Below are 12,607 nucleotides of genomic sequence, written 5' to 3'. Positions count from 1 at the left end.
GACTCAACTGTCGAACGCTCGCGCGAGCGTGCGTCGGCACGCTCTGGCCGGAATCCACGTGTACTTGCCGCCGAGCGACGCGAGGAGGTACGCGTAGGTGCGAAGCGTCGTCGGTCGGTGGCGGAGTGACCGTCGCAGATAGGAGACCGCCTCGCGGCGGCATTCGTTCCGGGCGGCGGCGACTGCGAGTTCGCGCAGTAGTGAGGCGAGAAACGCCCGCTCGTACGCTTCCCCACGGATTGCGACGGTCTCACGGTGCTTCTCGACCAACAGCGGGAACGCGACATCGCGCTTTCGCGCGTAGTCGTCCGATATCTGGCTGTGGCCGGTGAACCGTCGAATCGTCAGCGGATCGGGGACGGCGACGCACTCGACTGCAGTGGCGAGACGGAGGTACCACTCTTTATCCTGCCAACACGGAAACCGCTCGTCGAGGACGCCGACCTCGTCGAACACAGACGTGCGGACCACGACCGTCGAGAACGGACCATACTCGACGCCCGAAACCAGATTGCGCAGAAACTCCCCGTCCGTCGCCGGGCGCGTGACGGCGGTGGTCGTCCCCGACGCGTCGACACATCGCTGGCCGGTGAACGCGACGGCCGCGTCGTCGGCCGTCCGCAACGCTGCCACCTGCCGAGTGAGCTTCGTCGGCTCCCAACGGTCGTCGTCGTCCAGAAACGCCACGTACTCGCCGGTCGCAGCCTCGATGCCAGTGTTTCGGGCGGCGTTCGCGCCCCGGTTCTCGTCGTGGCGACAGACTGTGAACCGGGTGAGGTCCGAAAGCGACGCGTCGGCGAACGTCGCATCGTCGAGCGCCGCTTCGACATCCGCGGTCGACCCGTCGTCGACGACTACCAGTTCTATCGGTCGGTACCGCTGATCGAGGACGCTCTCGACGGCGTCTGTGAGGAACGTCGGCCGCTCGTACGTGGGCACGACGACGCTAACCAGCGGGGAGTCACCAGCACCCATCAGCCGACTCTCGGCGGACGAACCACTTTGTTAGTCAATTTATACGGGCGGTGACGCGAAAGATGAGCGTCGAAAAAACGGTGTATTGTGGCGGTTACGGCGCTACTCGGGCACGTCGACTGTCACCGTGTAAGTGCCGTGGTCGTACGTGTCGGTCACCGAGTCTTCGAGTTCCTGCTGGTCCGCGCGCTCGCGGCTCCAGCCGGGGCCTTCCTTCTCGTAGCTCACCAGCGAGAGTTTCAGTTCGCAGTCCTTCTTGACTTCGAACGTCATCGTCGCCTCGCCGTCCTCCACATCGTAGTCCTCGACTTCGACACAGTCTTTCGTCTCCTCGCACAGCGTCGAGGGCTGCCCGTGCCGCGTGATCGCGTCGTCGGAACTACCGTGGATGTACTTGATGAGGCGCTTCTGGTCACTGTAGAACTTCTCGCTGTCGGCGTCGCCGAACTCCGCTATCGGCTCGCCTTTGACGAGGTCGATCTGGTAGTAGGCGTCGTCACCGTCTTTGCCGTCTCCCTCTTCGTGGTCGTGCTCATCTTCGTCGTCACCGTCTTGGCCGTCATCGCCGTTGTCTCCATCATCGCCATCGTCTCCGTCGTCTCCGTCTTGACCGTCGTCACCATCATCGCCATCGTCTCCGTCATCTCCGTCTTGGCCGTCATCGCCGTCGTCTCCGTCCTGACCGTCATCGCCGTCTTGTCCGTCGTCTCCGTCATCTCCATCGTCTCCGTCATCTCCGTCTTGACCGTCATCTCCGTCTTGTCCGTCATCGCCGTCGTCTCCATCATCGCCGTCTTGGCCGTCATCGCCGTCGTCTCCGTCCTGACCATCTTCTCCGTCCTGCTGGTCGGCGACAGTAATCGACGCGTCCGGCGTGCCGGACACGCTGTATTCCTGTCCCTCGATGGTGCCGATGGCGCTGACCGACAGCGAGACGGGCGTCGTGCCGCTCGCGCTCCCCTCGACGGTAACTGTTCCTATCGTCACGGTCCCGCTCGGTGACGAACTCATGCCAGCCATCGAGACCGTGGCTTCGGAGCCGTCACTCGCGACGGTGGTCTCGTCAAACGACGGGCCGCCGGCCGTGGAGATGTCTGTGATGGTCGCCACGCTCGTATCGCCGACGCCGACGGTGTACGTCGCCGCACCGACACCGTCGCTCGCGCCCTCGACGACGATGTCGTAGGTCGTCGTTCCGCCGGCGTCGACCGTCGAACTGCCGGGCTGCAGCGTTACGGTGACGCCGCCGGGTGCCTGTTGCTGAGCGACTCCGTCACCACCGTCTGTTGGACCGATAGCGGTCGCGGCCGCGCCAGCACCCGCGAAGGCGACGGCGACGGCCAATGCGATAACTAGCAGACTACTCGCGCTCGCTCTGTTCTGTGGTTTCCGTATCTTCATATTGAGGTTCTCTCGTCGGACGGCAGCGGGTACTGCCGACTGTGTACTCGGCGCTGCCGTCGAAGTCGGACTACATCGCCGGGCCCCGTCACCAGGCCGTCCCCCTCTGTGGGCGCTTCCCACCCCTCACTGTACCGAGACTCTCGATGCTGTCCGACCGCTCGTCGGGAGGTAGTGAACGCGGGATCGGTCTGCTGGGCCAGCGCTGGTCCGACATGCGTGCGATAAAGCGGCGATAAGTGGCTTGGTAATGGTCGAGTTATCGTGCCTTCAATTTCCTTACAAAGCTATCAGTAACCGGTTACTCACCGTTCGGAACCGTCTAGTCCGAGTGGAGACTGCGCTGGACGCCGACCGAACGAACGAAGGCAGAACGGCCGAGAACAGAGAGGAGGGGACGCTATCGTGTCTCGGCGACGACGGGGGGATTCCGCCCCCGCGAAACCGAAGACAGCAGTTATTTATTCGTGACTTCCTAAGCCGCGAGCATGACCCGGAGACGTGTCGGTCTTGCCGCTCTGTTCGGCGCGGCGTTACTCGCGCTCGCCGTCGAACCGGTCGCCGCACAGCCGTCCGCCTCGACGACGGTAGAGCAGATCTGGGACCTGAACATGAATCTGCTCTACGTCGCGATCCCGATCACCGTTCTCGTCGAGGGGATCCTCATCTACACCGTCTGGCGCTTCCGCAAACAGGAGGAGCCACTGCCAACGATGGAGAACCGCCGACTCGAAATCACGTGGACGGTCGCAACCGCGATCATCCTCCTGTTCGTCGGCGTCGCTTCCTATCAGGTGCTGGCTAACCCCTACGTCACGGCCGAAGCGCAAGGAGCGAACATCCAGCAGGAGAACCCCGAGCATATCGAGGTGCAAGCGTATCGATACGGATGGTCGTTCTACCACAACGGTTCCAGTTTCGGCAACGAGGCACAGGCAACCTCGACCGGGACGCTTCGGCTCCCAGTCGATAAACCCGTGAAGTTACGAATCACGTCACGCGACTGGCTCCACGCGTTCCACGTCCCGAGTCTGGGGCTGAAAGCCGACGCCTTCCCCGGACAGTACAATCGCCTCACGACGAAGCCGACGGAGACCGGAACCTATCAGCTCTACTGTGCGGAGTACTGTGGCTCCGGCCACTCCCAGATGCTCGGCGAAGTCGTCGTGATGCCACAGGACGAGTACGACCAGTGGGTCCAACAACAGGCCAACCAGAGTAGCCAATCCGGCAACCAGACGAGCCAGGCGGGTAACCAGACCAGTGAGTCTGGCACCGAGACGGGGACGCCGCAGGGTACGCAAACGCCTCAGGGGACCCAGACCACGGGAACGCCGCAGGGAACCCAGGCTGGACAGGCCACGCAAACTGCACAGCCGACGCAGTCCGGTGCAGCCACCCAGACCCAGACGAACCAGAGCACGGGGACCGCACAGGCGACCCAGACCGCAAACTGACACCAACTCGATTTTTCCCTCACAACTGTTAGGATCCGACCCCGCTAGCGGTCGGTATGGAGTACTTCGAAGACCTCACTGTCGACGACGCGGAGACGTTCGGCGAGTACGAGGTGACCCGAGAGGAAATAACGACGTTCGCAGGCCAGTACGACCCACAGCCGTTTCACACGGACGAGGAAGCCGCCGAGGAGTCGATGTTCGGCGGACTGGTCGCAAGCGGGTGGCACACGGCGGCGATGACGATGCGATTGCTCGTCGACCATCGGCTCTCGGGGACCGGGGCAATGGGCGCGCTTGGCGTCGATTCACTTCGGTGGCCGGCACCGGTTCGACCAGGCGACGTACTCTCAGTGCGAACCGAAATCGTCGAGAAAGAAGTGTGGGACGACGCGCGCGGTCGCGTCGCCACGGAGATAACGACGACCACCGACGCCGACGAGACCGTCCTCTCGATGGTCGGACAGGTCCTCTGGCAACGGCGCTAGTCGCTGGTCGCGGAGTACGCCGTTTCCTCGGTAGTGGCTACGAGGTGACGGCCGTCGTCGGTGACGCGGTACACTGGCTCTTCTGACACCCGCTCTACCAACCCCGCCGCCGCGAGCTGCTCACACCGTTCCCGCGCGTCGTCCACCGGGACGGGACAGCGGCTAGCGGCGACGGTCGGGTACTCGGGCGCGGTTTCAGCGAGCGTTTCGAGGAGCTTCGAGTCGGCCGACGGCAACGACTGCGCAGGTGGTTGGGTCATGATACCGTATGTCATGATTGATGAGCGGATGTATGTTAAACGTATCGGCCGGTAACCGGATGGCTAACTGGTCACCCGCAGATGTTCGCCGTCGCGTACACGTCACCATTTTCGGTCACGACCACGCCGACGCCGAGTCGCTCCGCGTTGGCGAGAAACAGTCGCTCTCGGTAGGTACTGGAATCCAGCCACGCATCGGCTATCGCCCGTGCGACGGCGCTGTCGTTCGCGTTGAACCGCGTCTCGCCGTTCGCTTCGTAGGCCTGTCCGGCGACGGTCTTGCCGACCGCTTCGAAGCGATTCCGTCTGGGGGTTTCGATGTAGGAGTGTTCGGCCGACTTGAACTCACAGTACTGCGTCAGGTCGTGGTTCTCGTATCGCTCGGCGCTGGTGACGCCATCGATGGTGTGGGCCGCGTTTCGAGCCTCGGCCATCGCTTCACTGTGGCCCTGTGCCATCTGCTCGACGCGCTTTGCGGTTCTCCCGTTAGTCTCGAACCTGTCGATTCCTTCCTCGGCCCGTGCGTCGCTGACGTACGTGGCGATGTACTGAGAGATGGCCGTCTCGTTGAACCGCGACGGCGGCATCGACGTTCGCCGCTCGGTTCGAACGGGCGTCGCCGTCTTCGTCGCCGTCTTCGTCGCCGTCGCTGGCGCAGGTGTCGTTGTCGCCGTTTCGATACTCTCCTGTGATTCCGTCGGCGTCTCAGTCGGTGTGTTCGCCAACCCGCCGTCGAGTTGCGTCCCGATTATCACACCGACGCTGACGGCCGAGAGGAGGACCACCCCTGCTAAACCGATGAGAACCTTGTTGACCATCTGCTATTCGGTTACTTGTTCTAATATGTAAGTGTACCCTCACCGGACGCCATCGGAAAGGCACTTTAGCCCGGGGAGGGCAGTAGCGGTATGGTCGAGAACGTAATCTGGCCGGCGGCCTTCGACGCGGAGCGCTCGCGCAGCGAAGGCCGACGGGTCCCCCGCGACATCGCTATCCCGGACCCGACTGTGGACGAGATCGCCAAGGCCGTCCAGCAGATCGGCTACGACGCCGTCATCGAGCGGGACAAGACGTATCCGCGAGAGTACGAGGCCCGCGGGCGCGTGCTGGTGAAGAACGCCGACGACGCCACGAAGACCGACCTCCTCGGTGCCGTCGCCGCCTACTTGCAGGCGCTGCGCGAATGAAGCGCGTCGGCTCCGTCGTCAGAGTCGCCCAAGGTCTCGCGGTGGTCCGCTCGCCCGACGAAGGGTATGCGGACGTGGGAACGGCGACCGTAGACGAGGAACTGACGACGGTCGGATCGGTCGTCGACGTCTTCGGCCCAGTCGACCGACCGTATATGGCCGTCTCGCCGTCTGACGACGTGCATCTCCCCGGACTACTGGGCACCACGCTGTACGCGCGGTAACGGCTATTCGTCCGCGCGTCCGTAACCCTCAAATCACGGCCTCGCACACGTTGTGACATGGATAGGCGTTGGCGTGCTGTCGCGGGGTGTGGGCTCATCGCGGGTATCTTCCTGTTCGTGCAACTCGGCGCGCTCGCGCTGGTCGAGCCGTTCCAGAGCGCGGGGTATCAGGCCGTCGAGGACCCGTCGGATCCGGCCAACAGCATCTTCTACATATTGGGCATCCTCGTCGCGACGGGCGTGATGTTGCTGGCGTTTCGCTACGACGCAGACCAGCTGATACGGGGCCTCGTCGTCTTCTCGGGCGCGTGGCTCTCGCTGTACGTGTTCCGTGTCATCATTCCACCGGTCGTCACGTACGGGGGCATCAACGTCCTCGCGGTCGGTCTCGCGGCAGTCCTCGGCATCGCCCTGCTGGTCCACCCCGAGTGGTACGTCATCGACACCGCCGGCGCGGTGATGGGCGCGGCCGGCGCGGGGCTGTTCGGCATCAGTTTCGGCATCTTGCCGTCGCTCGTCTTGCTCACGGTGTTGGCCGTCTACGACGCCATCAGCGTCTACGGCACCGAGCACATGTTGACGTTGGCCTCGGGCGTGATGGACCTGAAAGTCCCCGTCGTCCTCGTGATTCCGCTCTCGACGTCGTACTCCTTCCTCGATGCGGAAACGCCGGATCCGACCGGCGAACGTGATGCGGACGCCGCAGCGGACGGCGGTGACGCGGAACATCCAACTGGCGCGACCGACGGAGACGAAAGAATCGACGAGTCTGACGACGGTGCGCTCGAACGGGACGCGTTGTTCATCGGGCTCGGCGACGCCGTCATCCCGACGGTCCTGGTCGCCAGCGCCGCCTTCTTCGCGCCCGAGGGCGTCACGACCGTCCTCGGGGTGTCGCTCCCGGCGCTTTCGGCGATGATCGGAACCTTCGTTGGCCTCGCGATCCTCCTCTGGATGGTCCTCAAAGGCCGCGCACACGCCGGACTGCCACTCCTCAACGGCGGGACGATTGCCGGCTACGTCCTCGGTGCGCTCGCGGCTGGGATCTCCCTCGTCGACGCGCTCGGTCTCGGTCCGTACGTCTAACGGCCGTCCATCGCCCCGCTGGCGGGCGAGAATTCGATCTCCTCGCCGACCCCCGCCTCGCGGGCGCGGTCGTACAGCAGCTTCCCGGCCGCGACGGTCTCGATCGCCGTTCCGCCCGAGTCGAAGACGGTGATTTCTTCGGATGAGGTTCGACCCGACTCCCCACCGGCGACGACCTCGCCGAGTTCGGCGTGGACGTCGTCTTCGTCGACGACACCCTCCTCCATCGCGTGGATAAACGACCCGGCGTCCTGCGTGACGCGAGCGCGCAGGTCCGGCACGTACGTCGCTCGTTCGATGGTCGTCGTATCCAGTTCGCGTTTCTCCGGGTGATACTGCCCCATCGCCGTGACGTGTGCGCCCGGTTCGAGCACGTCGCCGTCGAACACCGGGTCGCTAGCGTTCGTCGCCGTGATGACCACGTCCGCGCCCTCGACGGCCGCCGCCGACGAGGCGACGGCGGCGACGGTCGCGTCCAGGTTCTCGTTCATCTCTGCCGCGAACGACTGGCGATGATCCTGTGTCGGCGAGTACACCTCGATACGGTCGAAGTCTCTGACCGTCGCGGCCGCTCGCACCTGTCCGCGAGCCTGCGTTCCACTCCCGATGACCGCGAGGTCCGTTGCGTCCCGTCGCGCGAGCGCGTCGACGCCGACCGCACCCGCAGCCCCGGTCTTCAGCGGATTCATACTCGCACCGTCTAAGAGTGCCAGCGGGTCGCCCGACTCCACATCGAAGATGGGCAACGAGAAGTGAGCGTCGTGGCCGCCGAACCCCGCGGCGTAGGTGTATCCGCCCATCGCACCCGTCTCGGGCAAGATGGCGAGGTACCCGGTGAGCATCCCGGCGGGGTCGTCGTTGAACAGCGTCGTTCGAGGTTCTGCCGGCGCACCCTCGCCTCGCTCCCGGTACCCCTCGCGGACGGGGTCCACGTAGTCGGCGGGGTCGGCGATCTCGGCGATCTCGTCGCTCGTGAGGAACAGCGCAGTCGCGTCGGTGGGCATACGCCCCGTTTCGAGCGACCGCTTGTTAACGTACGGGACAGCAAAATCAGCAGCAGTCGAGACTACGACGTGACCCAGTTAGTCGGCGCTCTGGAGCGAGTCGGACTGCATCGCGTCCGCCTGCGCGGCCGGCTCCGGGACCGGGTCCACGGGTGCGCGGACGAACATCGCGTGGCCGATAAGACCCACCGCGACGACAGAGGCCATCGGAATGGCGGTCGTCAGCGCGAACCCGGCAATCGAGAGAACACCGGTGATTCCAGCCATTGCGAGCGGGATAAGACCGAGGACAATGTCGTAGTAACCCGTCATAAGTGTAAACTATACTTTGTCCCATGGGTACATAAGTGTTTCCCGTAAACACTGGATAGTATTTCATGTAGGCACTCGATATTCTATACGACGGTGTTGTGGATAATCCCCATAACTTATAGAAAGGTATGGTTCGAGAATCGTGCAGTAGCGGACCGATACCGGTTATTCTCTGAGCGGCGTGTAGGGGCTATCCAGCAGCGTTGCGGACCCCGAGCAAACGTAACCGAGTTCTGTCAACTCCGTCAGGCCCGATAGCGAGTAGGCCATCCATCGCGATCGGCGTCTGAACGAAGCTGCGATCCAAAGGTCTGTTTCAACTTCTGAGAACCATAGATTCGGATACTACTGCTCGATCCTCGGTTGTTTTCTCGGGTGATAATTGGGTCCGAGCGCTTATTATATACGCCAGGATAGTCCTCGATAGAGGGACAAAGAAGCGAACCCGCTGACTGCCCTCGAGACCAATGAGTACGAACGCCACGGACGACACGAACGACGCCGCGATGGACGAATCGGCACGACGCTACGCCGAGCTGAACATCGGTGACGAAGAGTTCGTCATCTACGATCGGGAGAACCACCAAGCGTGGATCCAGTCGACAGTGTCGCTACACGTAGACGAACTCCGCTGACCGTGGCACGTTACTCGCTTCAGTAACGGACACGACGACGGCAGACGGACACGACATCTCTCAGACCCATTTTCATTTTTGAAATCAAGAGAACGCGAGCGTCGCGATCGCTCGCCAGAGACAGAGGAATGCCCCGCCGAATAGTATCGAGACGAAGGCGAAGGTCAGTGCCGCGTCACCCTGAAACACTGCAGTCGCGCGTAGCGCCATCGCGACGACGACAGCCAGTATCCAGCTGACGACGGTGATGCCGAGCGTTCGCCGAAGGTCAGCCGTCGCGTCGGTCGCGTAGAGTCCTGCCGCCCCGGCCATCAGCACCCACCCGACGAGGAACGGCGCGAACGTGCCGGCGACACGCCCCACGTCGACGAGTGGATTGTAGCCGTGTTGGTACTCGCCGATCGCGACGAAGAGGAGGATCGCCGCGAGGTCACCGGCCGCCAGTACCGCCGTCCGCGCGGACGGTTCGATGCGTCGCCATCCGACCGTCGAGACGCTCATACGTCGCGTTCGGACTCCCCGTACTTCCCTGTCCCGTTCGCGACGCCAGCTACCGTGTAGCCAAAGCCCCGTTCGACCACGTGTGGGGCGAACTCCGCCGTCGCCATTCGCGTCGCCAGTTCGTCCGGCCGGAAGAAGGTAGACTCGAAGCCCACGAGGTGTTCTGCGGCCACCACTGCTCGTCCGCGGAGCGTCCGCGGATCGAACTCTCTGACGACGAGGACGCCACCCGGACGCAGAACGCGACGGGCTTCGGTCAGCACGTCTTCGACTGCACCCATATGATGCAACGCGTCGACGATCAACACGGCGTCCACACTCGCCGTCGCGATGGGGAGTCGGCCCGCATCGCCGACAACAGCATCGAGTCCGTGTCGCCGCGCCTGCCGGAGCATGCCCGGTGCGGCGTCCACGACGACTCGTCGTGGGAGGTCGAGTGCCCGGACTGCCCGTCCGGAACCGCCACCGACATCGAGTACTCGGTGGATGTCGCGGTCTGCCGTCGTGAGCCCTCGACGCAACTTGCTCGCTCGCGCTGGCGGCATCACGCGGTCGTAGGCCCACGCGAAGCGGTCGAACCGACCGACATCGCCGTGCATACTCGTCGGTTATCGGGCGAGCCCTAAATCCCTCGCCCGTCACAGTGTACAACTTTCCGGGCACCGAACCCCGCGTATGGAGTTCGCGCTACTGGGGTGGCCCGAGGATGGCCATCGCCTGCGCCTCGACTACAGACAATTTGCCTACGCAGGGAAGTTCGTCATGACCTCGACCGGCAAGGCCGTCGTCGGCGACGACGGCGTGGTCGCCGCTGCCGCGTTCGACGCCGACCGAACCGACGCCGAGACGCTGTGCATCCGCTACGTCACCGTCCGCGAAGACAGACAGGGCCAGCGATTGGGCGCTCGGCTCCTGCGCTTCGTCCGAGAGCGAGCGAGAGAACGGGGCTACGAACGAGTGACCATCGGCGTCAACAATCCGTTCTCCTATCAGGCGGCCTACCGCGCGGGGCTGTGTTTCACGGGCGAGGAGAGCGGCCTCGCGGAACTCACCCTCGCGTGGCCCGGTGATCGGAGTCGGTCCCGGTACCAAGCAGGCCTTGACGTGTTCCGTGAGCGCGACCTCTCGCCGGACGAGGTCTCGTTTCTGGACGACAAACGTGAGACTGGACCACCGGCAGTTCTCCCCTCCCCGGCTTAGACCGGTTCGGACTCGAAGAGGCGCGCGTCGCAGTTCCCGCAGGCGACCGCGGCCACGTCGTACTCGCTACAACAGGACTGGACCGTCTCCGTCCCGAACGTCGGGGTGCCGCCACACGTCGGACAGGTGTCGAGGAACAGCCGCAGGCCGTTCAGCACTTGCCCACGCTGGCGAACCGACAGCCGCTCCCACTCGTCGTAGCTGTCTTCGAGCACCCGTGCGGCAGCGATGTCGGCCTCGAACGCCGCACGCGACTCCCACGTCCCGACGTACCCCTCGTCGACTCGCGCCCGAAACGCCTCACCGTGGTCCTCGAACTCGACGTCCGTGTCGTCGAGATCCAACTGCTCGAGTAGTGCCGTCCGGTCCGGGTCGGCCTCGCCGAGGGCGTCTCGCCACGCCTCGCTGTACCACTCGGTCAGACAGAGGTCGTCGCCACACGGTTCGAGCGCGCCGATATCGAGCAACAACTGTTCGACGTCGACGTTCTCCTCGGGTGGCGGCGTCGCGGTTTCCGACGTCGCTGCTGACGGTCCCTTCCCGAACAGCGCCAGCACGCTCGCGGGCATGTATCGCTTCGTCAGCGTCGGCGTCCCCGGCACCAGGTATCCTCGGAGATAGATGGCAGCGGCGGCGGGCAACAGGACGGCGGCCGCGGCGAGGACCGCGACCGTCGAATCGCCGCCACGAAATCCGAGGACGGCGGCGAATAGCGCGAGACCGACGGCGATGACGCTGTTGACGACCGTACACGGGAGACACCGGTTCTCGCCGGTGTACTCCGGTCGCTTGAGGCGGTCGACTTCGCTCATTGACAGATAATTCAGCGGCGTCCTGTTGAATCTTCCCCGTCCCGGGAGATTCAAACCGCTGTCCCTCCAACGAGGGCCAATGGGAAACGCAGACCTCCGCTCGCTCGCGGCCATCGAAGACATCTCTTTCGACGATTTGGACGGGAGTATCGTCGCCGTGGACGCGCACAACTGGCTCTATCGCTATCTGACGACGACAGTCAAGTTCACGAGCGACGGGAAGTACACGACGAGCGACGGGACGGAGGTAGCGAACCTCATCGGCGTCGTCCAGGGGCTCCCGAAGTTCTTCGAACACGGCCTAACGCCGGTGTTCGTCTTCGACGGCGCAGTCACCGACCTCAAAGACGACGAGGTCGAGAAACGCCGACAGCAGCGTGAACGGTACGAGGCGGAACTCGAAGAAGCCCGCGAGAGCGGCGACAGCGTCCGCGTCTCCAAACTCGACTCGCGCACTCAGCGACTCACCGAGACCATCGTCGAGACGACACGAGACCTCCTGGAATTGCTCGACATCCCCATCGTCGACGCGCCGGCCGAGGGCGAGGGACAGGCCTCGTACATGGCGCGACAGGGTGACGTAGATTACGTCGGCACTGAAGACTACGACGCCTTGCTGTTCGGCGCGCCCTATACGCTCCGGCAACTCACCTCCAGTGGCGACCCCGAACTGATGGACTTCGAGGCGACGCTCGACGAACACGACCTCACGTGGGAGCAACTCGTCGACGCTGCCATCCTCATGGGCACCGACTTCAACGAGGGAATCGCCGGTATCGGCCCCAAGACTGCCGTCAAAGAGCTACACGAACACGGCGACCTCTACGCCGTTCTGGAGGCGCGCGGCGAACACATCGACCACGCCGACCGCATCAGAAACCTGTTTCTCGACCCCGCAGTCACCGACGACTACGTGGTCAGGACCGACATCGAACCGGACGTGGCGGCCGCGCGTCAGTTCGTCACCGCGGAGTGGGAAGTCGACCCCGATGAAGTCACTCGCGGGTTCGAGCGCATCGAAGAGTCCGTCGTCCAGACAGGGTTAGACCGCTGGACGTGATCGCG

The 12,607-nt window shown here is 64.0% G+C and carries 16 protein-coding genes and 1 pseudogene; 8 read left to right on the top strand and 9 right to left on the bottom strand.

All coding sequences use genetic code 11. The features are described 5' to 3' along the window. Positions 1–3: 3 nt before the first annotated feature. Positions 4–975, bottom strand: a complete 972-nt coding sequence (locus tag E4S61_RS03420) for a glycosyltransferase family 2 protein (RefSeq protein ID WP_135302499.1) — start codon at positions 973–975, stop codon at positions 4–6. 102 nt (positions 976–1,077) lie between these two features. Then, complete coding sequence (locus E4S61_RS03415) at positions 1,078–2,376, bottom strand: cohesin domain-containing protein (protein WP_209309433.1); 1,299 nt, start codon at positions 2,374–2,376, stop codon at positions 1,078–1,080. Between the two features lie 488 nt (positions 2,377–2,864). On the opposite strand from E4S61_RS03415, the pseudogene coxB reads away from it, so the two are divergent. Both coxB and E4S61_RS03405 read left to right on the top strand, forming a co-directional pair. Then, positions 2,865–3,614 (top strand): annotated as a pseudogene (gene coxB, locus E4S61_RS03410) (cytochrome c oxidase subunit II); the annotation flags it as partial. Between the two features lie 275 nt (positions 3,615–3,889). Continuing rightward, positions 3,890–4,321 (top strand): MaoC family dehydratase, encoded by a 432-nt coding sequence (locus E4S61_RS03405; RefSeq protein ID WP_135302497.1) that lies wholly within the window; start codon positions 3,890–3,892, stop codon positions 4,319–4,321. On the opposite strand, the gene E4S61_RS03400 is transcribed toward E4S61_RS03405, so the two are convergent. After that, entirely contained in the window at positions 4,318–4,581 is a 264-nt protein-coding gene (locus E4S61_RS03400) for a DUF2250 domain-containing protein (protein WP_167768395.1), read from the bottom strand. The two genes, E4S61_RS03405 and E4S61_RS03400, sit on opposite strands and share 4 nt — an antisense overlap. 71 nt (positions 4,582–4,652) lie before the next feature. Then, positions 4,653–5,399: a CAP domain-containing protein gene (locus tag E4S61_RS03395; RefSeq protein WP_135302495.1), complete on the bottom strand. Its 747-nt coding sequence runs from the start codon at positions 5,397–5,399 to the stop codon at positions 4,653–4,655. Positions 5,400–5,489: 90 nt separating this feature from the next. Between E4S61_RS03395 and srp19 the strand changes: the two genes are divergently transcribed. From srp19 to E4S61_RS03380, 3 genes are read left to right on the top strand one after another with little or no spacing between them, the layout of a single operon-like run. Next, the gene (gene srp19 / locus E4S61_RS03390; RefSeq protein WP_135302494.1) at positions 5,490–5,768 is read left to right on the top strand and encodes a signal recognition particle subunit SRP19; all 279 of its coding nucleotides are present in this window, start codon (positions 5,490–5,492) and stop codon (positions 5,766–5,768) included. Next, on the top strand, positions 5,765–5,992 hold the full coding sequence (locus E4S61_RS03385; protein WP_135302493.1) for an H/ACA ribonucleoprotein complex subunit GAR1: 228 nt from the start codon (positions 5,765–5,767) through the stop codon (positions 5,990–5,992). The genes srp19 and E4S61_RS03385 overlap by 4 nt, the downstream gene beginning before the upstream one ends. 57 nt (positions 5,993–6,049) lie before the next feature. After that, positions 6,050–7,078: a presenilin family intramembrane aspartyl protease PSH gene (locus E4S61_RS03380; RefSeq protein ID WP_135302492.1), complete on the top strand. Its 1,029-nt coding sequence runs from the start codon at positions 6,050–6,052 to the stop codon at positions 7,076–7,078. On the opposite strand, the gene E4S61_RS03375 is transcribed toward E4S61_RS03380, so the two are convergent. Both E4S61_RS03375 and E4S61_RS03370 read right to left on the bottom strand, forming a co-directional pair. Continuing rightward, entirely contained in the window at positions 7,075–8,082 is a 1,008-nt protein-coding gene (locus tag E4S61_RS03375) for an ornithine cyclodeaminase family protein (protein ID WP_135302491.1), read from the bottom strand. The genes E4S61_RS03380 and E4S61_RS03375 overlap by 4 nt on opposite strands. A 78-nt stretch (positions 8,083–8,160) precedes the next feature. Beyond that, complete coding sequence (locus E4S61_RS03370; protein ID WP_135302490.1) at positions 8,161–8,394, bottom strand: hypothetical protein; 234 nt, start codon at positions 8,392–8,394, stop codon at positions 8,161–8,163. A gap of 467 nt (positions 8,395–8,861) precedes the next feature. Between E4S61_RS03370 and E4S61_RS25190 the strand changes: the two genes are divergently transcribed. Continuing rightward, complete coding sequence (locus E4S61_RS25190; protein ID WP_164509614.1) at positions 8,862–9,029, top strand: DUF7331 family protein; 168 nt, start codon at positions 8,862–8,864, stop codon at positions 9,027–9,029. An 84-nt stretch (positions 9,030–9,113) separates the two neighbouring features. On the opposite strand, the gene E4S61_RS03365 is transcribed toward E4S61_RS25190, so the two are convergent. Further along, positions 9,114–9,530, bottom strand: coding sequence for a DUF3054 domain-containing protein (locus tag E4S61_RS03365; RefSeq protein ID WP_135302489.1), 417 nt, complete (start codon positions 9,528–9,530; stop codon positions 9,114–9,116). After that, positions 9,527–10,129, bottom strand: coding sequence for a class I SAM-dependent methyltransferase (locus E4S61_RS03360; protein ID WP_135302488.1), 603 nt, complete (start codon positions 10,127–10,129; stop codon positions 9,527–9,529). The genes E4S61_RS03365 and E4S61_RS03360 overlap by 4 nt, the downstream gene beginning before the upstream one ends. Before the next feature lie 76 nt (positions 10,130–10,205). On the opposite strand from E4S61_RS03360, the gene E4S61_RS03355 reads away from it, so the two are divergent. After that, on the top strand, positions 10,206–10,730 hold the full coding sequence (locus tag E4S61_RS03355; protein ID WP_135302487.1) for a GNAT family N-acetyltransferase: 525 nt from the start codon (positions 10,206–10,208) through the stop codon (positions 10,728–10,730). Here E4S61_RS03355 and E4S61_RS03350 read toward each other — a convergent pair. Further along, a complete protein-coding gene (locus E4S61_RS03350; protein ID WP_135302486.1) occupies positions 10,727–11,542 on the bottom strand; it encodes a hypothetical protein in 816 nt (271 codons plus the stop codon). The genes E4S61_RS03355 and E4S61_RS03350 overlap by 4 nt on opposite strands. 79 nt (positions 11,543–11,621) lie before the next feature. On the opposite strand from E4S61_RS03350, the gene fen reads away from it, so the two are divergent. Further along, the gene (gene fen / locus E4S61_RS03345; protein WP_135302485.1) at positions 11,622–12,602 is read left to right on the top strand and encodes a flap endonuclease-1; all 981 of its coding nucleotides are present in this window, start codon (positions 11,622–11,624) and stop codon (positions 12,600–12,602) included. Positions 12,603–12,607 lie beyond the last annotated feature (5 nt).

It is taken from the genome of Haloarcula amylovorans (assembly GCF_004681185.1).
In the GTDB taxonomy this organism is placed as follows: Archaea; Halobacteriota; Halobacteria; order Halobacteriales; family Haloarculaceae; genus Haloarcula; species Haloarcula amylovorans.
The sequence above is the reverse complement of the archived record's forward strand: the minus strand, read 5'-3'. Positions and strand labels throughout refer to the sequence as shown.